Annotated in this window: 22 protein-coding genes and 1 tRNA gene; 17 read left to right on the forward strand and 6 right to left on the reverse strand. The window is 67.1% G+C overall.

Features of this window, described 5'->3' with window-relative positions; all coding sequences use genetic code 11:
• Positions 1–106 precede the first annotated feature (106 nt).
• On the forward strand, positions 107–1207 hold the full coding sequence (locus tag ACRYA2_RS09185; protein WP_433626795.1) for an aminopeptidase: 1101 nt from the start codon (positions 107–109) through the stop codon (positions 1205–1207).
• 239 nt (positions 1208–1446) lie between these two features.
• Entirely contained in the window at positions 1447–2829 is a 1383-nt protein-coding gene (locus ACRYA2_RS09190) for a S8 family serine peptidase (RefSeq protein ID WP_433626798.1), read from the forward strand.
• Here ACRYA2_RS09190 and ACRYA2_RS09195 read toward each other — a convergent pair.
• Positions 2826–3878, reverse strand: coding sequence for a matrixin family metalloprotease (locus ACRYA2_RS09195; RefSeq protein WP_433626801.1), 1053 nt, complete (start codon positions 3876–3878; stop codon positions 2826–2828). The two genes, ACRYA2_RS09190 and ACRYA2_RS09195, sit on opposite strands and share 4 nt — an antisense overlap.
• 165 nt (positions 3879–4043) lie before the next feature.
• On the opposite strand from ACRYA2_RS09195, the gene ACRYA2_RS09200 reads away from it, so the two are divergent.
• Positions 4044–4955 (forward strand): class I SAM-dependent methyltransferase, encoded by a 912-nt coding sequence (locus ACRYA2_RS09200; RefSeq protein WP_433626804.1) that lies wholly within the window; start codon positions 4044–4046, stop codon positions 4953–4955.
• 25 nt (positions 4956–4980) lie between these two features.
• Entirely contained in the window at positions 4981–5775 is a 795-nt protein-coding gene (locus ACRYA2_RS09205) for a protein-L-isoaspartate O-methyltransferase family protein (protein WP_433626807.1), read from the forward strand.
• On the opposite strand, the gene ACRYA2_RS09210 is transcribed toward ACRYA2_RS09205, so the two are convergent.
• Positions 5772–6221: an Ig-like domain-containing protein gene (locus ACRYA2_RS09210; protein ID WP_433626810.1), complete on the reverse strand. Its 450-nt coding sequence runs from the start codon at positions 6219–6221 to the stop codon at positions 5772–5774. The two genes, ACRYA2_RS09205 and ACRYA2_RS09210, sit on opposite strands and share 4 nt — an antisense overlap.
• 76 nt (positions 6222–6297) lie before the next feature.
• Here ACRYA2_RS09210 and ACRYA2_RS09215 point away from each other — a divergent pair, with 76 nt between their 5' ends.
• The 3 genes from ACRYA2_RS09215 to ACRYA2_RS09225 are packed head-to-tail and all read left to right on the forward strand — an operon-like array spanning position 6298 to position 8113.
• Positions 6298–7347, forward strand: a complete 1050-nt coding sequence (locus tag ACRYA2_RS09215; RefSeq protein ID WP_433626813.1) for an ATP-binding protein — start codon at positions 6298–6300, stop codon at positions 7345–7347.
• 35 nt (positions 7348–7382) lie between these two features.
• Positions 7383–7772 (forward strand): fluoride efflux transporter CrcB, encoded by a 390-nt coding sequence (gene crcB, locus ACRYA2_RS09220; protein ID WP_433626816.1) that lies wholly within the window; start codon positions 7383–7385, stop codon positions 7770–7772.
• Positions 7769–8113, forward strand: a complete 345-nt coding sequence (locus tag ACRYA2_RS09225; protein WP_433626819.1) for a fluoride efflux transporter FluC — start codon at positions 7769–7771, stop codon at positions 8111–8113. Before crcB ends, ACRYA2_RS09225 begins: the two co-directional genes overlap by 4 nt.
• Positions 8114–8120: 7 nt before the next feature.
• Here ACRYA2_RS09225 and ACRYA2_RS09230 read toward each other — a convergent pair whose 3' ends face one another.
• From ACRYA2_RS09230 to ACRYA2_RS09240, 3 genes are all read right to left on the reverse strand, one after another.
• Entirely contained in the window at positions 8121–10589 is a 2469-nt protein-coding gene (locus ACRYA2_RS09230; protein ID WP_433626821.1) for an efflux RND transporter permease subunit, read from the reverse strand.
• A complete protein-coding gene (locus tag ACRYA2_RS09235) occupies positions 10590–12179 on the reverse strand; it encodes a COG1361 S-layer family protein (RefSeq protein ID WP_433626823.1) in 1590 nt (529 codons plus the stop codon).
• Between the two features lie 602 nt (positions 12180–12781).
• Positions 12782–12854, reverse strand: a tRNA-Asp gene (locus ACRYA2_RS09240).
• A gap of 324 nt (positions 12855–13178) precedes the next feature.
• Between ACRYA2_RS09240 and ACRYA2_RS09245 the strand changes: the two genes are divergently transcribed.
• The 6 genes from ACRYA2_RS09245 to ACRYA2_RS09270 are packed head-to-tail and all read left to right on the forward strand — an operon-like array spanning position 13179 to position 21327.
• A complete protein-coding gene (locus ACRYA2_RS09245) occupies positions 13179–13406 on the forward strand; it encodes a DNA-directed RNA polymerase subunit H (RefSeq protein ID WP_113274964.1) in 228 nt (75 codons plus the stop codon).
• Complete coding sequence (locus tag ACRYA2_RS09250) at positions 13406–14974, forward strand: DNA-directed RNA polymerase subunit B'' (protein WP_433626827.1); 1569 nt, start codon at positions 13406–13408, stop codon at positions 14972–14974. The genes ACRYA2_RS09245 and ACRYA2_RS09250 overlap by 1 nt, the downstream gene beginning before the upstream one ends.
• Before the next feature lies 1 nt (position 14975).
• Positions 14976–16802 (forward strand): DNA-directed RNA polymerase subunit B, encoded by a 1827-nt coding sequence (rpoB, locus tag ACRYA2_RS09255; protein ID WP_433626830.1) that lies wholly within the window; start codon positions 14976–14978, stop codon positions 16800–16802.
• A gap of 1 nt (position 16803) precedes the next feature.
• On the forward strand, positions 16804–19725 hold the full coding sequence (locus ACRYA2_RS09260; RefSeq protein ID WP_433626833.1) for a DNA-directed RNA polymerase subunit A': 2922 nt from the start codon (positions 16804–16806) through the stop codon (positions 19723–19725).
• Entirely contained in the window at positions 19718–20899 is a 1182-nt protein-coding gene (rpoA2, locus tag ACRYA2_RS09265) for a DNA-directed RNA polymerase subunit A'' (protein WP_433626835.1), read from the forward strand. The genes ACRYA2_RS09260 and rpoA2 overlap by 8 nt, the downstream gene beginning before the upstream one ends.
• The gene (locus tag ACRYA2_RS09270; protein WP_433626838.1) at positions 20899–21327 is read left to right on the forward strand and encodes a NusA-like transcription termination signal-binding factor; all 429 of its coding nucleotides are present in this window, start codon (positions 20899–20901) and stop codon (positions 21325–21327) included. The genes rpoA2 and ACRYA2_RS09270 overlap by 1 nt, the downstream gene beginning before the upstream one ends.
• A gap of 130 nt (positions 21328–21457) precedes the next feature.
• On the opposite strand, the gene ACRYA2_RS09275 is transcribed toward ACRYA2_RS09270, so the two are convergent.
• Positions 21458–21781, reverse strand: a complete 324-nt coding sequence (locus tag ACRYA2_RS09275) for a hypothetical protein (protein WP_433626840.1) — start codon at positions 21779–21781, stop codon at positions 21458–21460.
• On the opposite strand from ACRYA2_RS09275, the gene ACRYA2_RS09280 reads away from it, so the two are divergent.
• The 4 genes from ACRYA2_RS09280 (at position 21772) to ACRYA2_RS09295 (ending at position 24400) form a co-directional block, all read left to right on the forward strand.
• Positions 21772–22686: an outer membrane protein assembly factor BamB family protein gene (locus tag ACRYA2_RS09280; protein ID WP_433626842.1), complete on the forward strand. Its 915-nt coding sequence runs from the start codon at positions 21772–21774 to the stop codon at positions 22684–22686. The genes ACRYA2_RS09275 and ACRYA2_RS09280 overlap by 10 nt on opposite strands.
• Positions 22683–23150 carry a plastocyanin/azurin family copper-binding protein gene (locus ACRYA2_RS09285; protein ID WP_433626845.1) on the forward strand — a complete coding sequence of 156 codons (468 nt, stop codon included), beginning with the start codon at positions 22683–22685 and terminating at the stop codon, positions 23148–23150. Before ACRYA2_RS09280 ends, ACRYA2_RS09285 begins: the two co-directional genes overlap by 4 nt.
• A 204-nt stretch (positions 23151–23354) precedes the next feature.
• The gene (locus tag ACRYA2_RS09290) at positions 23355–23783 is read left to right on the forward strand and encodes a 30S ribosomal protein S12 (protein ID WP_113274971.1); all 429 of its coding nucleotides are present in this window, start codon (positions 23355–23357) and stop codon (positions 23781–23783) included.
• A gap of 2 nt (positions 23784–23785) precedes the next feature.
• On the forward strand, positions 23786–24400 hold the full coding sequence (locus ACRYA2_RS09295) for a 30S ribosomal protein S7 (RefSeq protein ID WP_433626849.1): 615 nt from the start codon (positions 23786–23788) through the stop codon (positions 24398–24400).
• Positions 24401–24482 lie beyond the last annotated feature (82 nt).

The raw sequence follows: 24482 nt of genomic DNA on the forward strand, positions 1-24482 counted from the left end.
GCCGTCCCGGCGAGTCGCGTCACGCGTCGCTCGCACGTCCCGCCGAACCGGCGCAGGTCGATTCGTCGACCGTCGACGTTTTTTCGCGGCCACACGAGGTGGGGGTATGGACGAACGAATCCACGAGCACGCGGCGGTACTGGTCGACTGGAGCGCGCGCGTCGAGGCGGGCGACGACGTGGTGCTCTCGGTCGCTGAAGGGGCACACGACCTCGCGGTCGCCGTCGCGGAGAAACTGGGCGAACGCGGCGCGAACCTGCTGGCGACCTACGGTTCCGACGAGATGGCGCGCGCCTACCTCCGGGCGCACGACGGCGACTTCGCCGCCGATCCCGAGTTCGAACTGGCGCTGTACGAGAAAGCGGACGTAACCCTCGCGCTCGGCGGTAGCCGGAACGCGACGGCGAAGGCGGACGTGCCCGGCGAACGGCGGCAGGCGTACTCGAAGGCGCGCCAGGAGATCAGCGAAGCCCGCCTCTCGACCGACTGGGTAAGCACGCTCCATCCGACGCGGGCGCACGCCCAGCAGGCGGGAATGGCCTACGAGGAGTACCAGGACTTCGTCTACGACGCCGTCCTCCGCGACTGGGAGAGCCTGGCCGAGGAGATGGCGGAGATGAAGGAGATACTCGACGACGGTAACGAGGTTCGACTCGTCTCGGACGGCACCGACCTCACGATGTCGATCGAAGACCGGACCGCGGTGAACTCCGCCGCCTCGGTCGCGTACGACTCCCACAACCTGCCCAGCGGCGAGGTGTTCACCGCGCCGTCCGACCCCGCGGGCGAGGTCGTCTTCGACGTGCCGATGACCATCCAGGACCGCCGGGTGCGGAACGTCAGGCTCGCGTTCGAGGACGGCGAGGTAACCGAGTTCAGCGCCGAGACGGGCGAGGACGCGCTCGCCGACGTGCTCGAGACGGACGAGGGCGCGCGCCGCCTCGGCGAACTCGGCATCGGGATGAACCGCGGCATCAACAGGTACACGGACAACATCCTCTTCGACGAGAAGATGGGCGACACCGTCCACCTCGCCGTCGGCCGCGCCTACGACGCCTGCCTGCCGGACGGCGAGGCGGGCAACGACAGCGCGGTGCACGTCGACATGATAACCGACGTGAGCGAGAACTCCCGGCTCGAAGTCGACGGCGAAGTCGTCCAGCGGAACGGCACGTTCCGGTGGGAGGACGGGTTCGAGGAGGCGTAACGACGCGTCGAACCGCGAGCGAATGGACGGGCAGACGGTCCGACGCGAAAGAAAGCGAACTGCAGAGCTGAAAGATATTTACAGGATCGCTACTGGTCCCGTCTTCTCCTCCCGAACCGAAGTGAACAGAAAATTATAATAAGATAGATTATATTTATACTTTTATTGGAAGTAAAATCAGACCACTCGGGGAATCGTTTATTATAGTTCAGGGAAAGAATAGAGTGGCGGTAGCAAAAATGAACCAGAGCAGACGTACATTCCTGAAAGGCATCGCAGCGACGGGCGTGGCACTCACCGCGGCAGGGCAGGTGTCTGCCGGAGACGGCACTCGGTACATCGTCGTCGGGAGTGGCGAGGGAGCGGCGAAGCGAATCCGCGACGCCGGCTTCTCGGTCGAGCGAGAACTCGGCGGTAACGTACTCGTCGTCACCGCCGACGACCGGTCGGCGCTGGAGAGCGTCTCCGGCGTCTCCGAGGTGGTCGTCGACAGGAAGATGACGCTCGACGCGCCGAAACTGGAGGAGAAGAAGGAAACGACGACCGACGAGGACCTGTACCCCTTCCAGTGGGACAAGCAGGTGACCGACGTACCGGAGGCCCACGAGACGGCGACCGGGGATGGAACCCGTATCGCCATCATCGACACCGGCGTCGACGTCGACCATCCGGACCTCGCGGCCAACGTCAACGAGGACGAGGGAAAACTGTTCAAGTACGGCGAGATAAGCGACGACGCAACGGACGTGTACGGCCACGGTACGCACGTCGCCGGTATCGCGGCCGCGAGCGACGACGGCACGACGGGCGTCGTCGGCACCGCGCCGGACGCCGAAATCGTCTCGCTGCGGGTGTTCTACTACGATGACATCGACGACGACGGCGAGAAGGAACTGACGACCACCCGCGCCGACCTCTTCACCGCCATCGACCACGCGGCCGAAATCGGGGCGGACGCGGCGAACATGAGCATCGGCACGCCGCCCATCCCGCCGCAGGACAACGCCGGCGGCCTCAAGGTCGGCTACCAGCGCGTCATCCAGAGCGCCAGTCGACGCGGCACGCTGACCGTCGTCAGCGCGGGCAACAGCAGCGCCAACCTCCAGCAGGGCGGCTACTTCACGCTCCCGAACAGCGTCGCCGGCGCGATGAGCGTCAGCGCCACCGGGCCGAACGACGCACTCGTCTTCTACTCGAACTACGGCACGAACGAGGTGAGCGTGGGCGCGCCCGGCGGCGGGTACGAGACGCTGAAGAAGACGCTGTGTGCGGACTGGGACGGTGACGGCGACGGGGAAGCCCCCATCGACGAAGACGGCGACGGCGAGGAGGAGTGGGTCGACTGCGAAATCCCCGAGTGGCCGTACCCGACGAACCTCGTCCTCTCGTCGGTGCCGCCGGAGCTGTACGACGGAAAGTACTACGCCTACTTCGCCGGCACGTCGATGGCCGCGCCGCAGGTGACCGGCACGGCCGCGCTCGTGCGCGAACTCGCGTCGGACGCCAATCCGAACGAGGTCGAGCAGGCCATCGAGCAGGGTGCCGAGGGGACGTCGGGCAAGAGCGACCCCGAACTCGGCGCGGGTCGGCTGAACGCGAACCGGGCCCTCGACTCGATCTAAGTCCACCAGTCGCTTTTTCGCTGGTCGTCGTCCCGGAGCGGCGGCGGGAGTTCGGAGTCGTCGAGACCCATCCCGTAGCCGAACCAGTAGCCGACGTGCCAGCCGACGGCCTCGGTGTCGACGTCGCCGATGGAGATTACGAGGCGCTCGTATTCCTCCATCTTCCCGTCGCGGTCGGGGTCGACGCCGCTAACCCGGCCGCAGCTCGCCGTAGACTGACAGGGGAGGTCGTCGGGGAACCGAACGACGACGTCGGCGGTCGAGCGGCCGCGAGTGAACTCGAACGTCAGATTCGACGGAACGGTGCCGTCGGCGCCGCGGCCGTAGTACTCCAGCGCGTTGGTGACCTGCCGGCGAACCACGCTCCGGTCGCGGTCCGGCGTCGGCGCGAGATACACGGTGAATCCGGCGTCGGCCCACGGCAGCGCGCGCTCGTCGGCGTCCACTCGCTGCCGCGTCGCCAGGGCCGCAGAGTGGTTCATAATGGACTGCGGGGCCGCGCTGTGGTTCAGCCCCAGCGTGTGGCCGAGTTCGTGTTTCAGCACGAGGACGGTGGAGTTACTCGAGAACGACGCGTCGACCTCGACGTGCATCGGTCGGTCGACGTGGCCGGGTTCGGTGACGTACGGCGCACAGCCGGCGGCGTTCTCGATGCGCGGACAGCTCTCGACCTGCTCGACGAACCGGACGACGAGGTCCGGATTCTCCGCGTTCGGCGCGAGTTCGTAGTCGATGGGGTAGCCGGCGTACTGCTCGCTGTGGTTCTCCCAGTAACCTAGCGCTCGCTGCAGCTCCTGCGTGAAATCCCGTGACGGAGCGCCGGTGTTCTCGACGGCGACCGTCAGCGTCGACTCGCCCCAGGGATTCTCCCGGTCGGCCACCGTTCTCGCCGCGCTCGACTGTCGCGACTCTTCGTCCGCGGCCGTCGTGGTCGCGTCGTGGGTGGTCGTGTCGGGGGTGGTCGACGGGGTCGTCTCGGCGTCTATCTGCACTTGGGAACAACCGGCGAGGACGACGAGGGCGACGAGGACGAGCGCACGCCATTTCATGCGTCGTTAACTACGACGAGCGACGTATCAAACTTTCCGCCACGAAGTGACGATATACAGACCGATTCCGGTAACGTCCAATCCCGAAGGCAGCGGAAACGTAACTCGCGCGGCGGACGACCGCCGACGGCCAGCGTTTTAGTCGCTGGCCTGCCAGCGAGGAGTATGGACTACCGCGGACTCCTGCTGTTGTGGGCCGCACGCGAGACGGGCGTCCTCGACGCCGTCACCCTGCACGCCGGCACGCCGGCGGCGGTCGCCGACGAGGCTGACGTCACCGAGCGGGCCGCCCGCATCACCCTGCAAGCGCTCGAGGAGATGGGATTCCTCGAACGCGTCGGTAACGAGTACGAGGCGACGAACCGGGCACTCGGCTTCTTCGCCAAGACCGACGTGCGCTCCATCGGGTCGGTACCACACCGTCTCGACTGCGTCGACCGCTGGCTCGAACTCCCCGAGACGATGCGGACCGGCGACCCACCGGCGAAATCCGAGGACTGGGAGACGAACTTCGTGGGCGCGATGGCGACCGTCGACGAGGCGACGGTCCGTGCCTGCGTCACCGCAGCAGTTCACGCCCGCCCGGACGCCGAGCGCGTTCTCGACATCGGCGGCGGTCCGGGTTCGTTCGCCACGGAGTTCGCCCGCCGCGACTTCGAGGTGACGCTGTTCGACCGTCCCGCGGTCGTCGACCGCGTCGAGCGCTTGCTCGCCGACGAACCGGTCGAACTCGTCGCCGGCGACGCCACCGACGACCTCCCCGACGGGTTCGACGTCGCGTTCTGCTCGCGGGTCGCGCACGCGCTCGGTCCCGACGAGAATCGCCGACTCGTCGCGAACGCCTACGACGCGCTCGAACCGGGCGGCGCGATCGTGCTCGTCGACCGCGTCCGCGGCCGATCCGAGGGCGCGGCGTTGCTGGGCGCACACATGCTCGCACAGACCGAACGCGGCGACGCCTACACCGCCGAGACGTTCACCGACTGGCTGGACGACGCCGGTTTCCGGAACGTGGCGGTTCGGGACGTACCCGGCACGAATATGCAGGTAATCGCCGGACGCGTGCCGCGCGATTGAAGAACTTCCGGCGCGAATCGGTCGTATGGACCCCGCGGTGTTGCGCGACGACATGGTCGCCAGCCTGGAGCACGAGACCAAGGCGCTCGTGCGGAGCGACGACGTCAGCCAGGCGCTCAGGACCGTTCCGCGCCACGAGTTCGTCCCGGCCGACGCCGACCGCGGCGCGTACCTCGACCAGTCGTTCGACCACCGCGGCACTCGCGTCCTGTCGCCGAGCACGGTCGCGAAACTGCTCGAAGCGCTCGACGTGGAGGACGACGACTCCGTACTCGTCGTCGGGGCCGGCGTCGGCTACACCCCGGCCGTGCTCGCCGCGATGGTCGGCGAGCGCAACGTCCACGCGGTCGACATCACGCGCACGGTCGTCTACGACGCCCGGCGGAACCTCGAGTCTGCGGGCTACGGCGGCGTGTTCGTCGACTGCCGCGACGGCGCTGACGGCCTCCCGGAGTACGCGCCGTTCGACCGCATACTCGTCGAGGCTGCCGCCGTCGAACCGCCGCGTACGCTGGTCAAGCAACTCACCTCCGACGGTCGGCTGGTCATGCCGCTCGGCGGCCGCGAACAGCGACTGGCGGCCGTCGAACGCGAGACGCCGAACGACGTCGAGAGTTCCTCTGACGCTGGCGTCGCCCCCGACGCCCGGGTGGTCGAGCGGTTCGGTTCCGTCGCGTTCGCACCGCTGCTCGTCGAGGGCGAACAGTCCGGAGCTATCGAGCGCAACCGGACCGCGCGCGAGGACCGCGAATACGCCGAACGGCACGCTCAGACCCGGCGCGGCTGGGAGCACGAGTGGATCGACTGGGACGGCCGCTAGTCCTCGACCACCAGTATCTTCGTGTTCTCGCGCTTGTCGGTGTACTCGCTCCCCGCCGGCGGTTTGACGCCGATATTCAGCGTTCCTTCCCGCTGGTTCGGCCCCAGCTCCGGGTCGACCGAGACCGTTACCGTTCCGTCGTCGTCGGTCGTCGCAGTCCGCACCTCGTCGAGCGTCGCGGACCCGCTGCGCACGACGACGGTCGCGTCCGCGACCGGTTCGCCGTCGGCGTCGACGACGGTGATGTCGATTTGGTCGCTATCGGGCCCGACGACCTCCGGCGACGGTTTCGCGTCGAGTTCGCTCACGGACATCCCGTTCAGGCCCGAGAGCATGTTCATCATCACCGAGAGGCTGGCGACGCCGACGACGAGCGCGATGACGAGCCGAATCGGCAGTCCTTCGATACCGCGGTCGTCCGCGCGGAAGCGTTCGAGTGCACGCATGGCCCGGTCTGGTCCCGTTCCGGTTGATAAACCCTCGGACGGACGTTTATAACCGAAGGCGGGACCAGGGCCGGCTGTGACCCGAATACTCGGTCGGACGGACGGCGACGGCGAGACCGGCCACCTCGGAGCCTACCGAGCGCGGGACGGCAGCGAGGGCGCGCCCGTCCACGTGGACCTCGACGACCCCCACGCGGCGCTCGTGGTCGGCAAGCGCGGCTACGGGAAATCCTACACCCTCGGCGTGCTGGTCGAGGAACTCGCGCGAACGGAGGGCGTCGTCCCGGTGGTCGCCGACCCGATGGGGGCGTTCGAGACGTTCGCCGACCGCCGGGACGTCGCGGTCGAGGTCGTCGACTCTCCGCGCGCGTCGGCCGATGCCATCGCGCCGCGGGCATGGTGTGACCTGCTCGGACTGGACCGCGAGAGCGCGGCGGGGTCGCTCGTCTGGCGCGCCGCGAGCGAGACGTCGACGCTGGCGGGTATGCGCGAGTGGGTTAGTGGGGCGGACGTCCCCGCGGCGACGCGGCGAGCCGCCGAGAACCACCTCGCGCTCGCGGCGTCCTGGAACGCCTTCTCGCCCGACGGCCTGTCGGCGACCGATTTCACCACGGCGTCTGGCGTCGTGCTGAACCTGGCGGGCTACGACGCGGCGGCGATGAACGCCGTCGTCCGGGCGGTGGCGTCGGGGCTGTACGACGCTCGCGTCGCGGGGCGCGGGCCGCTGCCGTGGCTCCTCGTGGACGAGGCGCACGCGTTCTTCGACGGCGTCGCCGGCCCCGCGCTCCGGACGGTGCTCACGCGTGGGCGACGACCCGGCGTCAGTCTCGTCACCGCCACACAGCGACCGGACGCGCTCCCCGAGGTCGCCATCTCGCAGGCCGACCTGCTCGTCTCCCACCGGCTGACCTCGCGAGCCGACATCGACGCGCTCTCGCACGCCCGGCCGACGTACGCGCGAACGTCTCCCGCCGACCGGATGCCGGCAGCACTGGGAGAGGCGGTGGTCGTCGACGACGCCACCGAGAGCGTCCACTCGGTGCAGGTCCGGAAGCGCGAGGTTCCGCACGGTGGCGGGAGTCCGAGCGCGAGCGACGACGGGGGTGACTTCGAAAGCGATACGTGACGCCGCCGGCTGGGAACGGACGAGACACGCCGAGCATGTCGGTCGAGAACACGCACGCGCTGAAGCGCGCCGAACCCGTCCTGCTGGTCGCAGTCGGCGGGTTCGTCGGTGCGACGCTGCGCCACGCCGTCGCGGTCGCGCTCCCCGGTGGATTCCCCTGGGGGACGCTCGCGGTGAACGTCGCGGGAAGTTTCGCCCTCGGCGTCCTGCTGTACGAGGCCCGCCTCGCCGACCTGCTCTCAGCCGAGACGCGGCTGGTCGTCGGCACCGGCTTCCTCTCGTCGTTCACGACCTACAGCACCTTCGCGGTCCAGACGGCGTCGCTGTCGCCGACGCTGGCCGTCGCGAACGTCGCGGCGAACTACGTCCTCGGCCTGCTGGCGGTGCTCTCCGCCCGGCGCGTCGTCGGAGGTGTCGTCGCGTGAACCCGGTCCTGCTCGTCGGCGCGGGCGGCACGCTCGGCGCGCTCGCCCGCCACCTCGTCTCCGTCGCGTTCCCCGGCGATCGCGGGGACACGCTCGCGGTGAACGTCGCCGGGAGCTTCGCGCTCGGCGCGCTGACCGTCGGCGTCGCCGACCCGGGGGTGCTCGCGCTGTTCGGGACGGGGTTCTGTGGCGCGTTCACGACGTTCTCCAGTTTCACCTTCGAGACGGTGCGGCTGTACGAGCGCGGCGACCGGCGGGAAGCTGCGGGAAACGCGACGGTCCACCTGGTCGGCGCGCTGGTCGCGGTCGCGGTCGGCGGGGCGGTCGCCGCCGCCATCTGACCCGCCGTCACCCTGCGAACCGCTCCCACACGACGACGACGGAGGGCGTCAGTGCGACCGCCGTGAGATAGGAGTAGAAGACGCTCAGCGCGATGACGAGGCCGAACTGCCCGAGCACGGGCGTGATGGCGAGGACGAGGATGGCCGTCCCGGAGACCGTCGTCACCATGCTCCCCGTCAGCGCGCCACCGGTTCCGCGGACGGTCCGTTCGAGCGCGCGGACGACGTCGGCGTCCCGGTCGCCGCCCTCCCAGTCGTACTCGTCGGTGAACCGGTGGACGACGTGAGCCGAGTAGTCCACGCCGAGGCCGAGCGCGATGGCGAGCACCGTCGCAGTGAGCGCGTTGAACGGGATGTCGAGCAACCGCATCGTCCCGGCCAGCAGCGCGACGGCGACGACGATGGGGAAGAGGTTGATGACGCCGAACGCCGCCCGCCCGACGAGGACGCGGTAGACGATCGCGAGAAAGATGGCGGTGGCGACGAGCGCCGAGGTGAGACTGCGAACCGCCGACGCGAGGATGATAGCGGCCACCGACTGGAAGACGACGACTTCGCCCGTCGCGGTCGCTGCCAGGCGATAGCGGTCCGCGACGCGACGGGCGTCGCGAGTGATGGTCTCCTGGGAGGCGGTGCTTTTCACGGAGTAGACGACTCTCGCACTCCGGCGGTCCTCCGTGATGTACTGCAGCGCCTGCGCCCGGACCGGCGAGGAGAGCAACCGGTCGTAGATGCGGTCGAGGTTGTCGTCCGGGACGCCGTTGTCGTTCACGTCGTTGCGTTCGACGAGTCGCCGGAACTCGTCGGACTGCTCGCTGTACGACCGGATGACTTCGATGATGCTCTCGGCGCTGGCCCGACGGTCGGTCGCGACGAAGGAGTTCGGCGGGTTCCGGTTCGCTTGATAGATGGATTCGAGCGCGTAATCCTCCCGCAACGGCCCCTCGACGAAGACGGTCACCGTGTCGTCCTCTGCGGAGGCGAAATTCCCCTCCAGGAAGTTGATGTTCTGCGTGACGGTGTACGTCTCCGGCGCGAACGGTTCGGGAAGCGACCGGAGGTAGGACGGCGTCTCCTCCGGCGGGAGGAAATCCTCGTTCGAGAAGGAGGTGTCGATGCCCGTCGCGTAGTACCCGGAGGCGACCGTCGTCAGGAGCGCGACCAGGAGCACCACTCCGGCGCCGCGACGGGCGAGCGTGACGCTGCCCTGCAATGTCCGGCCCAGCAGCGACCCCTCCCGACCGAGCGGTCGACGACCCGGCAGCGCCAGCCCGGCACGCTCGCGGAGTCGGTCGGCCCAGACCTTCGCCGCCGGGAGGAAGATGCCGAAGATGAGGAACGTGAAGACGATGCCGATGGCCGCGACGACGCCGAACTCCCTGATGGGTTGCAGGCGACTCGTGGCGTTCGACGCGAACCCCACCACCGTGGTTCCGGTGACGATGGCGAACGCGACGAGCAACTGGTCGGTGGCGCTTCGCATCGCGGGTCGAATCTCCTGCCCGGTGACGCGCTCCTCGCGATAGCGGTTGATCGTGTGGATGCCGTAGTCGATACCGACAGCCAGCAGCAGCGGCGGGACCGCGACGAGCAGTTGCGTGAACGGAATCCCCACGAGGCCCGTGAACCCCAGCGTCCAGACGATGGTCATCCCCAGCGACGCGACGCCGAGCAGGAGGTCGACGGGGTCGCGGTAGACGACCAGCAGGAAGACGAAGATGAGGACCACGGCGGCCGGGACGACGATGACGAGCGAGTCGAAGGTGACGCTCGACAGCTCCGACGAGACGATGCCGCTTCCGAACACCCGGATGTCGCCGTCGACGGTCGCGACGACCGCCTGCGAGCGAAGCTGCAGGTCCGTGAGGGGGTCGTCTCCACCCTCGGCTTCCGCCCCCGCACCCGGGTCGACGCCGGTCGGAATCCGATGCTGGACGACGGCGATGGTCGCCGACGCCGACGCCGCTCGCCGGTTGAAGTCGTCGCTCAGGAGCCCCCTGAACCGGGGGTTCGAGGCCGCGGCCCGGACGGCGGCCGTTATCTCCGAAGGGGTCGACCGCTCCAGCGCCCGAATCTGTGCTTCGAGGGTCGTCGCGTTCGGGTCGAGTTGCTGTGCGACGATGCCGGCCGCACTCGTCGTGGAGACGACGCGCAGCCCCTCCCGACGTTCGAGTCGTCGTTCGGCAGTCAGCATCGCCAGCAGTTCGGGTTTCGAGAGCACGTTCCGGCCGCTCTGGATGAGTTGCGTGCTCCCCTCGTCGTTCCCGAACGTGGGCGTGAACTTCTGGTTGACGGCGTCGAACGCCTCGACCGCCGGCGTGTCCTCCGTGAACTGGCTCGTTCCCGCCTCGGTCGAGAGGCGCATCGACCCGACGCCGAACACGGCGGTCAGGACCAGGAAGACGACCAGCACCGTCCGCGACCGCTCGACGATCCACTCGTCCAGCCGGTCGATGGCCCACTGGTACTCGACCACTCACCGCCACCTCCGTATCGCGACGCCGCCGACGATGAGGGCAGCCGCGACGGCGATGGCCACCGGGATTGCACCGACGTCCGCGAACGGGAGCACCCCGTCTCCCTCCGACTCGGCGACGGCCACCGGAACCTGGTAGGTGTCGGAGAGCTTCGACTCGCCGTCGGGCGTCTCGTACTGGAAGTCGAGCGACAGCGGATACGTCGCCGCGAGCGCACCGCCGTCCGCGCTGACGCGAAAGCGAAGCGTCGCCGACTCGTTCGGTGCCAGTCGCGGGACGAACGCCTGGTCGTCCTCGACGCTCAGCGGACTGTCGACGAACGCTCGCGCGTCCACGTTCCGCAGCGTCCGGTCGTCGTTGTTCGTCACCTCGATCACCACGGCCGCAGTCTCGCCGGCCCCCACCGACGCGTTCCGCGCGTCGACGAGGAACTCGTCCTGGCGGGCACCGACGTCGACGCGGGCTTCCAGGGGTTTGCTCCGTCGCGAGTCACCGTCCTGGTTCTCGTACCGTACCGTGAACGAGAGCTGTCGCGGCCCCCGGTCGGCGCTGTCGCTCACGTCTATCCTGTACCTGAACGGGACCGACTCGTCCGGGGCCAGGTTCCCGAGCGCGAACTCCTCCTCCAGCGGGAAGATGTTCTCGCCCGACGATTCGAGGACCAGCACCGCGCTCGAGGCGGCCTGCGGCCCCTCGTTCGTCACCGTCCCCGTGACGTTGCCCTCGTCGCCGACGCGCAGCGTGCCGTTCAGGTCGCCGAGCGAGAACGTCTGCTCGGGGGCCGGAATCACTCCGAACCTTTCCAGTTGCGTCCGGTTGCGCGTTCCGTCCTCGCTGTAGGCGATGTCGATGGCGAACGGATAGCTCGTGACGACGGTGTCGTTGCCTGCCGTCGCCTCGAACTCGAACGTCACGTCCTCGTTCGACGGCCACTCCCCGACGAACTGGGTGGCGTTCTGGGTCCGTCCGAGCCGGATGCTGCTGCTCTGCGACCGCAGCGTGACGACGGCGTCGCTGACGTCACCCCCCGTGTTCTCGACCGTGACCGAAATCGTTCCCGAGTCGCCCGCCTGGACGTTCGAAGATATCGCGGTCACCTCGAACCGGTCGAGCAGGATGCGCTCGGACGGCTGGACGCCGAACGTGAACGGATTCGTTCGCACCCGGGAGCCGTTCGCCGCGGTGTAGGAGACGACCGCCTGGAACGGGTAACTGCGCGTTTCGGCGAACTCCTCGGCGACGAGGCCGAACTTCACGGTGCGGCGCTCGCCGCTGTCCCAGGCGCCGACCGACTGGGTGGCGTTCCGCGAGCGGCCGAATCGGACGCTGTCGTTGGGCGATTCGACGAAGACGCTGGCGTTCGTGACGGTGTCGCCGGTGTTGACGAACGTCAGCGAGAGGTTGCCCGCGCCGTCGACCGGCACGTTCGAGGCCGTCGAGACCAGTCGGAACTGGCCGCCCGGTTCCGCCGTCGTCGTCGCCGTCTGCTGAGCGGCGGCCGCGTGCGGGTCCGGGTTCGCCGCGACGGCCGCGACCCCCGACGAAACGACCGCGAGCGCGAGAAGCGCCGCGAGCCACCGGTCGGTCATCCCTCGCATCCGTCTCGGTTACCGCCGCACGTGCGCGTGACTGACGCCACCGTCCGCGAACGTGCACGCTTCGTCGCCCGTCCCCAACCGGTCGATGCTACTGCGTCGCGTGCCGGGAGGCGTCCTCCCGTCTCGAAAGCTGTCATCTGTTTCCCCCCCGTCACGCCACACGACGACGAGTCCTATAGGTCTGGCCTCCGTTTGTTCGTTCGGCGACAGTTGTGACTCCGCTCCAAATCCTGTACGACGACCGTGGCGCCACCGAACCCTCAGATGACGAGCCCCGAACGCTTGCGATACGTACGGACAATCAATCGAACAGTTCGCCGTTCAGTCCCTTATCGCCATCCCAGTACGAGCGGAGGTAGAGGTATCCAACGCCAAAGAAGACGCCGACCGTCACGGCTGTCGTTATCGCGCCCATATCTCGACCACTACTCACGGTTATAAACAATTACTGGTCAGTTGGAATACTCGTACTCGCCTTTTGTTAGCAGGCAGGGGCTTCAACAGAGCCACGACGTGAAGACGCGGTTGACGGCGACCTGCGGTGGAGAAGTACGGCGTAGCGAGTACTTGACGAAGTTGTTCTGTGAAAAGGACGCCCGAGGCGGGATTTGAACCCGCGTCACGACCGTGACAGGGTCGTATGATGGGCCACTACACCACCCGGGCTTTCACGTCCGTGTCCGCACTTCCGAACGCATCACCAACTTTCTCGGTAGTAACCTTAAGGCTTTCCAAACGATGCCCGTGTGCGGAACGGTGCCGTCCAGCGATTCGGTACGGGGCGTTCGACTCTTCCGGGGCTCCGACCGAGGCCCAAACGATTTATACCAGAATGGAGTAGATGATGGCGTCAAGGGAACTCCTCTGTCGAGGGGTGCGATAGCGTGGCGTCCGCACTCCAGTTAGCAAGTCTTAAATTGGTGCCCTGTGTAATACCCTGTAGTATCTCGTGATAGCCATTTCTCCCCCTGGCCAGAGGACCGCGCACACATGGTAGACGTAAGCCAACACGACATGGTTCCGGAGCACTCCGTACTCGACGAGGACGACGTATCGGACGTGCTTTCGGAGTACGACATCAAACGCACAGACTTACCAAAAATCAAGCGTTCCGACCCCGCGTTGCCCGACGACGCCGAGGTCGGCAACGTTATCGAGATCGTTCGTGACTCTCGAACGACCGACCGAGCGACCGTATACCGACTTGTGGTGGAATAATGCAACGGGATGACAGACGCAAACTATCGAAAGAGTACTTCTCCAAGGAACGACTCGCCGAACACCACTATCGCTCGTTCAACGCCTTCCTGAATCGCGGGATGCAGGAAGTCGTCGACGAGAAGGGGACCATCGACACGGACATCGGCGACAAGGAGGGCGAGGAGCCGGTGTACGTCGAACTCGGTGACATCCGCGTGGTCACGCCCCGCGTCCGGGAGGCGGACGGGAGCGAGGAACTCCTCTACCCCCAGGAGGCTCGCCTGCGCAACATCACCTACGCCGCGCCGGTGTTCATGGAGATGACCATCGTCAAGGGCGAGAACGACGACAAGCGAGTCGTCGACTCGACGGAGACGAAGGTGGGCCGGATGCCCGTCATGGTCGGCTCCGAGAAGTGTAACATCGCCGGTTTCGACGACGACGAACTCATCGAGATCGGCGAGGACCCCGCCGACCCCGGCGGCTACTTCATCGTCAACGGCTCCGAGCGGGTGCTGATGACGAGCGAGGACCTCGCACCGAACAAGATCCTGGCCGAGTACGACACGAAGTACGGCGACGAGATTCAGGTCGCCAAGACGTTCAGCCAGCGCCGCGGGTACCGCGCGCTGGTGCTGGTCGAGCGTTCCCGCGACGGCCTGCTGGAAGTGTCGTTCCCCTCCGTCTCGGGGAGCGTCAACTTCGTCACGCTTGTTCGCGCGCTCGGCCTCGAATCCGACGAGGAGATCGTCCACCGGGTCAGCGACGACCCCGAGATAGTGAAGTTCATGCTGGAGAATCTGGAGGCCGCGGACGTCCAGAGCCAGGAGGAAGCCATCGAGGCACTGGGCAAACGCGTCGCCTCCGGCCAGGGCAAAAACTACCAGCTCAAGCGGGCGAACTACGTCATCGACCGCTACCTCCTCCCGCACCTCCACGAGGAGGGCGTCGACGAGGAGGACGTCCGCATCAACAAGGCGTACTACCTCGCCCGGATGGCCGAGGCGTGTTTCGAACTCGCCCTGGGCCGGCGCGAGGCCGACGACAAGGACCACTACGCGAACAAGCGTCTGAAGGTCTCCGGCGACCTGATGAAGGACCTGTTCCGGACGGCGCTGAACAAGCTGGCCCGCGACGTGAAGTACCAGCTCGAACGCGCGAACATGCGCAACCGCCAGCTCTCGGTCAACACGGTCGTCCGGTCGGACGTGCTCACCGAGCGCCTCGAACACCCCATCGCGACGGGGAACTGGGTCGGCGGCCGCTCGGGCGTCTCTCAGCTGGTCGACCGCACCGACTTCATGGGCGTCCTGTCGCACCTGCGCCGGCTTCGGAGCCCGCTGTCGCGCAGTCAGCCCCACTTCGAAGCCCGGGACCTGCACGCGACCCAGTGGGGTCGCATCTGCCCCTCCGAGACCCCGGAGGGACCGAACTGTGGTCTGGTGAAGAACTTCGCGCAGGCGATGGAACTCAGCCAGAACGTCGACGACGAACAGGAACTCAAACGAGAGCTCTCCTCGATGGGTGTCGAGGGCATCCCCGGCATCGAAAGCATCGAGAGCAGCGCGGCAAGCGCGGACGACTAACATGAGTCAGGGACGAGAAGCGAAAGTTTACGTCAACGGTAGTCTGGTCGGGACCCATCCCGACCCCGAACAGCTCGCAGACCAGGTCCGAGAGGCGCGCCGCCGCGGCGACGTCAGCGAGATGGTCAACGTCTCGGTGAAAGACCGCACGCGCGAGGTCATCATCAACGCCGACGCGGGTCGCGCCCGGCGACCCCTGCTCGTCATCGAGGACGGGGAGCCGCTCGTCACCGAGGACGAGGTCGAGGCGCTGAAGAACGGCGACCTCGATTTCATGGACCTCGTCGACCGCGGCAAGGTCGAGTTCATCGACGCCGAGGAGGAGGAGGACGTCTACGTCGCCGTCGACGACGACGAACTCACCGAGGACCACACCCACCTCGAGGTCGACCCGCAGCTCATCTTCGGCATCGGCGCGGGAATGATTCCGTACCCGGAACACAACGCCAGCCCCCGCATTACGATGGGGTCGGGGATGATCAAGCAGTCGCTGGGGCTGCCGTCGGCGAACTATCGCATCCGGCCGGACACGCGCCAGCACCTGCTGCACTACCCGCAGCTATCGATGGTGAAGACCCAGACGACCGAACAGATCGGCTACGACGAACGACCGGCGGCCCAGAACTTCACCGTCGCCGTGATGAGCTACGAGGGGTTCAACATCGAGGACGCCCTGGTGCTCAACGGCGGGTCGGTCGACCGGGCGCTCGCCCGCTCGCACTTCTTCCGGACGTACGAGGGCGAGGAACGGCGCTACCCCGGCGGCCAGGAGGACCGCTTCGAGATTCCGGACGACGACGTGCGCGGTGCGCGCGGCGAAGAGGCGTACACCCACCTCGACGAGGACGGCCTCGTCAACCCCGAGACGCGCGTCGACGAGAACAGCGTGCTGCTGGGCAAGACGAGCCCGCCCCGGTTCCTCGAAGAGCCCGACGACATGGGCGGCCTCTCGCCCCAGAAGCGCCGCGAGACGTCGGTGACGATGCGCTCGGGCGAGTCCGGCGTCGTCGACACCGTCACCCTGATGGAGGGCGAGGACGGCTCGAAGCTGTCGAAGGTGTCGGTGCGCGACGAGCGCATCCCGGAACTCGGCGACAAGTTCGCGTCCCGCCACGGTCAGAAGGGCGTCGTCGGTCACATCGCTCCCCAGGAGGACATGCCGTTCACCGAGGAGGGCGTCGTGCCGGACCTCATCCTCAACCCGCACGCGCTCCCCTCGCGCATGACGGTCGGCCACGTTCTGGAGATGATCGGCGGCAAGGTCGGCGCGCTGGAGGGCCGGCGCGTCGACGGCACCGCGTTCACCGGCGAGGACGAGGAGGAACTCCGGGGGTCGCTGGAGGACCACGGGTTCAAGTCCTCCGGCAAGGAGGTCATGTACTCCGGCGTCACGGGCGAGAAGATCGAGGCCGAAATCTTCGTCGGGACCATCTTCTACCAGAAGCTCTACCACATGGTGTCGAACAAGCTCCACGCCCGCTCGCGCGGCCCGGTGCAGGTGCTCACGCGCCAGCCCACGGAGGGTCGTGCCCGCGAGGGTGGCCTGCGTGTTGGGGAGATGGAGCGCGACGTTCTCATCGGACACGGTGCCGCCCTGACGCTGAAAGAACGCCTGCTCGACGAGTCCGACCGGGAGTGGATCTACGTCTGTGCGAACTGCGGAATGAGTGCGGTCGAGAACGTCGAGCAGAACCGCGTCTATTGTCCGAACTGCGACGAGGAGACCGACATCCACGAGATAGAGATGTCGTACGCCTTCAAGCTCCTGCTCGACGAGATGAAGGCGCTCGGCATCGCTCCGCGACTCGAACTGGAGGACGCAGTCTAACATGTCAACAGGACAAACACCGAAGGAGATCGGCGAAATCAGCTTCGGGCTGATGGACCCGGAGGAGTACCGCGAGATGTCGGCGACGAAGATAATAACTGCCGACACGTACGACGACGACGGGTTCCCCATCGACATGGGACTCATGGACCCGCGGCTGGGCGTCATCGACCCCGGCCTGGAGTGCAAGACCTGCGGCAAACACTCCGGTTCCTGTAACGGGCACTTCGGCCACATCGAACTCGCCGCGCCCGTCATCCACGTCGGGTTCACGAAGCTCATCCGCCGACTGCTCCGGGGTACCTGTCGTAACTGTTCGCGACTCCTGCTCACGGAGGACGAGAAGGAGAAGTACCGGGGCATGCTCGACCGGACGAAGGAACTGGGCAACGACATCAACGACGTGACGAAGTCGGCCATCCGGGAAGCCCGCAAGAAGGACCGCTGTCCGCACTGCGGCGAGGTCCAGTACGACATCAACCACGAGAAGCCGACGACGTACTACGAGGTCCAGCAGGTCCTGACCAGCGAGTACAGCGAGCGGATCGCGGCCGCGATGCAGGGCGCCCTCGACGACGACGAGGAGCGCGAGCCGATGGCTCCCCAGGACCTCGCCGACCAGACCGGCATCGACATCTCGCGCGTCAACGACATCATGTCCGGCGAGTTCCGTCCGCGCGAGGACGACCGCAAGGCCATCGAGAAGGCGCTCAACGTGGACCTCACCGAGGAGGACATGAACAAGCTGATGCCCAGCGACATCCGGGACTGGTTCGAGGACATCCCGGACGAGGACATCGCCGTGCTCGGCATCAACCCCGACCGCTCGCGACCCGAGTGGATGATCCTCACCGTGCTCCCGGTGCCGCCGGTCACCGCCCGACCCTCCATCACGCTGGACAACGGCCAGCGTAGCGAGGACGACCTCACCCACAAGCTGGTCGACATCATCCGCATCAACCAGCGGTTCATGGAGAACCGCGAGGCGGGTGCGCCCCAGCTCATCATCGAGGACCTCTGGGAACTGCTGCAGTACCACGTCACGACGTTCATGGACAACGAGATTTCGGGCACGCCGCCGGCCCGACACCGCTCCGGTCGGCCTCTCAAGACGCTCTCCCAGCGCCTGAAGGGCAAGGAGGGCCGGTTCCGCGGTAGCCTGTCCGGCAAGCGCGTGAACTTCTCCGCCCGGACCGTCATCTCGCCGGACCCGACCCTCTCGCTGAACGAGGTCGGCGTCCCCGAGCGCGTCGCCCGCGAGATGACGCAGACGATGAACGTTACCGACCGGAACGTCGAGGAGGCCCGCCGCTACGTCCGCAACGGACCCGAGGGGCATCCGGGCGCGAACTACGTCAAGCGCCCGGACGGTCGCCGCCTGAAGGTGACCGAGAAGAACTGCGAGGAACTCGCGACGAAGGTCGAGGCCGGGTGGGAGGTCAACCGCCACCTCGTCGACGGCGACATCGTCATCTTCAACCGCCAGCCCTCGCTGCACCGGATGTCCATCATGGCCCACGAGGTGGTCGTGATGCCGTACAAGACGTTCCGCCTGAACACCACGGTCTGCCCGCCGTACAACGCCGACTTCGACGGCGACGAGATGAACATGCACGCGCTCCAGAACGAGGAGGCTCGCGCGGAAGCGCGCGTCCTCATGCGCGTGCAGGAACAGATTCTCTCGCCGCGCTTCGGCGAGAACATCATCGGGGCCATCCAGGACCACATCTCCGGGACGTACCTGCTGACCCACCAGAACCCCGAGTTCAACGAGACGCAGGCGCTCGACCTGCTCCGTGCGACCCACGTCGACGAACTGCCGGAACCGGACGGCACCGACGAGGTCAACGCACCGTTCTGGACCGGTCGGACGCTGTTCTCCGAACTGTTGCCCGACGAACTCGACCTCGAGTTCAGCAGTTCCGCCGGCGACACCGTCGTCATCGAGGAGGGCCAGCTGACCGACGGTACCATCGACGAGGACGCCGTCGGCGCGTTCGGCGGCGAAATCGTCGACACCATCTGCAAGGTGTACGGCGAGACGCGCGCTCGTCAGTTCATCAACGAGGTCGCGGCCCTGGCGATGCGCTCCATCATGCACTTCGGGTTCTCGCTGGCCATCGACGACGAGACCATCCCGCCGGCGGCCCAGGAGCAGATCGACGAGGCCATCGACAACGCCTACGAGCGCGTCGAGAACCTCATCGACACGTACGAGGCGGGCGAACTGGAGTCGCTGCCGGGCCGCACCGTCGACGAGACGCTGGAGATGAAGATAATGCAGACGCTCGGCAAGGCCCGCGACTCCGCGGGTGACATCGCCGAGGACCACTTCGACGACGAGAACCCGGCCGTCATCATGGCCGAGTCCGGCGCGCGTGGTTCGATGCTCAACCTGACCCAGATGGCCGGCTGCGTCGGCCAGCAGGCGGTTCGCGGCGAGCGCATCAACCGCGGATACGAGGACCGCACGCTCAGCCACTACAAGCCCAACGACCTGTCGGCGGACGCCCACGGCTTCGTGGAGCACTCCTACACCGGCGGGCTGACGCCGCTGGAGTTCTTCTTCCACGCGATGGGCGGCCGCGAGGGTCTGGTGGACACGGCGGTCCGGACCTCCAAGTCCGGCTACCTGCAGCGTCGGCTCATCAACGCGCTGTCCGAACTGGAGACCCAGTACGACGGCACCGTCCGGGACACGAGCGACACCATCGTCCAGTTCGAGTTCGGCGAGGACGGCACGTCGCCGGTGCAGGTCTCCTCGAGCGAGGAGAACCCCATCGACGTGGAGGACATCGCCGACCGCATCATCGAAGAGGAGTTCGACGACTCCACGCGCAAGGAGGAGTTCCTCGGCGAGCGGACGCCGCCGACGAACCTCTCCGAACACGCGGACGCACGGCAGGTGAGATCCGATGACTGAGCTATCCGACGAAATCGAGGCCGTCGTGGAGGATACGGAACTCCCGAAACGGCTCAAAGACGAGGTGTACGAGACCATCGAATCGCGCGACGGCGTCACCGTCGAGCAGGCCGACCAGATTGCACGCGCCGTCGAGAATCGCTATCTGAACACCCGGGTCGACCCGCTCGACCCCGTCGGCACGGTCAGCGCCCAGTCCATCGGCGAACCCGGCACCCAGATGACGATGAACACGTTCCACTACGCGGGCGTGGCGGAGATCGACGTCACCCAGGGGCTGCCGCGACTCATCGAGCTGGTGGACGCCCGGAAGACGCCGGACACGCCGATGATGACCGTGTATCTCGAGGACGAGTACGCGACCGACCGCGAACTCGCCCACGAGGTCGTCTGGCAGATAGAGGCGACGAAGATACTGGCGCTCGGCGACATCTCGACGAACGTCGCCGACATGATAGTCTCCATCGACCTCAACGAGGACACTCTCGAGGAGCGCATGATAACGCCCGACGAGGTGTCCGAGATAATCGAGGACGAACTCGGCGTCCAGACGAACCAGAAGGGGACGGTCATCGAGTTCGGTCCCGAGCAGCCGAGCTATCGCCAGCTGCTCCAGCTCGTCGAACAGCTGCGCGAAATAGTGTTCAAGGGCATCGAGGACATCACTCGCGTCGTCATCCGCAAGGAACAGCTCGAGGAGGGCGAGCAATTCGTCCTCTACACCGAGGGGTCGTCGTTCGGCGACGTCATCGACATCGAGGGCGTCGACGCCTCCCGGACCACCTCGAACAACATCCACGAGATTCGCAAGAACCTCGGCATCGAGGCGGCCCGCGAGGCCATCATCGAGGAGACGATGGACACGCTCGAAGAACAGGGCCTGGACGACGTGAACGTCCGCCACCTCATGCTCGTCGCGGACATCATGACCAACCGCGGCGAGATAGAGTCCATCGGCCGCCACGGCATCTCCGGTAGCAAGGAGTCGGTCCTCGCGCGGGCCGCGTTCGAGGTGACGGTCAACCACCTCCTCGACGCCGCCATCCACGGCGAGGTCGACGACCTGAACGGCGTCACGGAGAACGTCATCGTCGGCAAGCCGATCAAGCTCGGTACCGGTGACGTCGACCTCCGGATGGGGTCGGTTAGTCGCGGCGCGGAACCGTCGGACTGATGACAGTCACCCTCTCGGACGCCGCCCGCCAGTACATCGCCCTCTTCGAGGAGGAGACGGGGGCGACGGCGCGGGACTGCGTCGTGTTCGACGAGGACGAGAAGCGCGTCGTCTTCGTCGTCAAACCGGGCGAGATGGGGCAGGCCATCGGCCCGGGCGGCCGGACGGTCGAGCGCGTCGAGGAGAGCATCGGCGCGGACGTGGAACTCGTCGAGGACGCCGACACGGCCGAGGACTTCGTCGCCAACGCGCTCGCGCCCGCCGCGGTGTACAACGTCACCATCAGCGAGAACGACGACCTGCTCGCCTACGTCGAGGTGGCCGAGGAGGACACTGGCGTCGCCATCGGTGCGGACGGTCGTAACATCGAGACCGCGAAACTGCTGGCCGACCGTCACTTCGACGTCGACGACATCCAGCTTACGTAGTCGCGCTCGTCGCCGCTCGTTTTTTCGTCCAATTCCCACGTTCCGGTCCCGAAGGCGGGTCGTCGGCACCGCCCCGAACCGTCCGAGCGAACAGATAACATATTTTAAATAATCCCAGTGATACTGAGACTCAATGACGTTCGAACAGCGACGACGGCGATTTCTTCGGTGCGTCGGCGCGGCGGTCGGGGTCGGTGCCGTCGGGTCGACGGCGAACGTGTCGACGGCGAACGCTACGGCCGTCGGGTCGACTCGCGGCGACTGGCCGATGGTGGGCCACGACGTCGGAAGCAGGCGGTACGCGAACGTCGACGCCCCGGTGGCAGATCTGCGCGCGACGACGCGAGTGTCGGTCGGCGGTTATCCGGGCGTCGCAGTCGTGGACGACGTCGTCTACGTCGGCGGGCGGTCCCTCTCGGCGCGGCGTCGGGACGGGACGGTGAAGTGGAAGCACGGCGAGACAACGACTGGGGAGTGCCAGCGGTCGTCGACGGCACCGTCTACTCGACCACCCAGGGCCAGGTCAGGGCGCTGGACGCGGCCGACGGGGAGCGGGAGTGGTCGTTCCGGACGGGGACGCGGTTCACGGTCGTTCTGCCGACCGCGGAGGCGGTGTACCTGGTGGCGACCGACTACCTGCCCCGTCAGTCGGACGAGGACGGCACCGTCTACGCCCTGGACCCGGCCGACGGGAACGTGCGGTGGAAGCGCTCGGTACCGAAGCTCTGGACGACGTCGGTCGCCGACGGGAGCGTGTACGCCTCCAGCGGCGAGAACAGGGTTTACGGCCTCGACGCGGCCAGCGGCGAGCGGCGGTGGGTCCGGGACGTCGACCGACGACCGAGCGCGCTCCACGCCGACGCCAGCCGCGTCTACATCTCCCAGGACGGACGTCTGACCGTGCTCGACGCGGACTCGGGCGGGAAGCAGTGGCGGTACGTCGCGCCCAGCGACGGGTACTGCTCGCTCGCGGTCGCCCCGGACGCCGTCTACCTGGTCCGGCAGGCCGCCGAGTTGACCGTCTTCGACCCCAGGACCGGGGTGGAACGGTGGTCGACCAGGAGGACGGACGGCATGCCGATGGCGGTCACGGACGACGCGCTCTACCTCCGGGACAGGCGTTCGCTGAACGTGGTATCGACCGAGGACGCGAGCACGCTCGGCCGGTTCGTCGCGGACGCGCGGATATACCTCGCGGCAGTGACCGACGACGACCTGTTCGTCACGGACGTCGAGGGCAACCTGTACCGGGTCGTCGAGCGGGGTGACGGGACGACGGCGGGCGGCGACGCCGGCGGTTCGGCGGCCCCGACCGTCGGGGTCGGCCCCGACGGCTCGTCTTCGCGCCCGAGACGGTGACGGTTCCGGCCGGGACGACCGTGGAGTGGGTCTGGTACTCCAATGGTCACGGCATCGCCGTCGACAGCCAGCCCGACGGTGCCGACTGGCGCGGGACGCCGGGCGACGAAGAGCAAACCTTCGACCGCGGGTTCAGGTACGCACACACCTTCGCCGTTCCCGGCACGTACGAGTACCGATGCCCCGCCCACGACGTCGCCGGCATGACGGGCACCGTCGTCGTCACCGACTCGACGAGCACCACGCCCGGACCGTCGACGACCCCGGCGACCGTGGTCGCCGGCACGTCCCGCCCGGACGGGACGACGGCGACGACCGGGTCGATGTCCGGCGGCCTCGCCGACACGTCGGACGCTCCGGAGGGCACCACCGACAGCGGCGGCCCGCCCGGGATGGGACTGCTCGCCGGCCTGGCCGGCGTCGCGGGTGCTGGATACCTGCTCGGGCGGTCCGGCGACGAGTAGCGGGGGCCGGTCGTCCGCGACCGTCGGACGGGACCGAAACCGATTCTCAGGGGCGCTCTGGTTCTCACCGTGCCAGAAAATCAGTGAGGCGGAGCGCTGAAACGCCCTCAGATTCCTCCTCGGCCCCCGTTACGCGACGCTGCGTCCGTTTCGACGACGACGAAAGGGGACGCTTAAGTAGCTCCGTCGGGAACTCAACTGCATATGGCGAACGGCAAGTACGCAGCTCGCAAGCTGAAGAAGGACCGCCAGAAACACCGGTGGTCCGACTCCGAATACGCCCGACGCGAGCGCGGCCTCGGGGAGAAGTCCGACCCCCTCGAAGGCGCGCCGCAGGGTCGAGGTATCGTCCTGGAGAAGGTGGGCATCGAGGCCAAACAGCCCAACTCGGCCATCCGGAAGTGCGTCCGGGTCCAGCTTATCAAGAACGGCAAACAGGTCACTGCCTTCTGTCCCGGCGATGGTGCCATCTCGTTCATCGACGAGCACGACGAGGTCACCATCGCGGGCATCGGCGGCGCGAAGGGTCGCGCGATGGGCGACCTCTCCGGCGTTAACTACAAGGTCGTGAAGGTCAACGGCGTGAGCCTCGAAGAACTCGTCCGCGGTAACGCGGAGAAGCCGGTGCGATAACCATGTCTGCCGACGAACAACCCGAACCCGACAAGCACGTCGGGACCGAGGGCGAGGACGCCGTGGCACAGCTGTTCGGCAAGTGGGACGTGACGAACATCGAGTACGGCGACCCCAGCACGGAGCGGTACATCTCCGTCACGCCCGTCGCGCACACGATGGGCCGTCACGCCAGAAAGCAGTTCCAGAAGAGCGAGGTCAGCATCGTCGAGCGCCTCGTCAACCGCCTGATGCAGACCGAGGAGAACACGGGCAAGAAACAGCAGACGATGCGCATCACGCGCGAGGCGTTCGACATCATCCACGACCGCACCGAGGAGAACCCGGTGCAGGTGCTGGTCACCGCCGTCGAGAACGCCGCACCGCGCGAGGAGACGGTCCGCCTGAAGTACGGTGGCATCTCCGTCCCGAAGGCCGTCGACGTCGCGCCCCAGCGCCGCGTCGACCAGGCCCTGAAGTTCCTCGCCGAGGGCGTCTACAACGCCTCGTTCAAGTCGCCGACCGACGCCGAGGAGGCGCTGGCCGAACAGCTCATCGGCGCGGCCGACTACGACGTCCAGACGTACGCCATCAACCAGAAAGAAGAGAAAGAGCGCGTCGCCGCCGCGGCACGCTAACTCGGCCCTCTCCTCTCGTTTCTCGCTGGCTGCAAGCCACGGCTATACCGGCGCTGGACGGACGACTCACCTCCGCCCGTCC

It is taken from the genome of Halomicrococcus pelagicus (assembly GCF_050954125.1).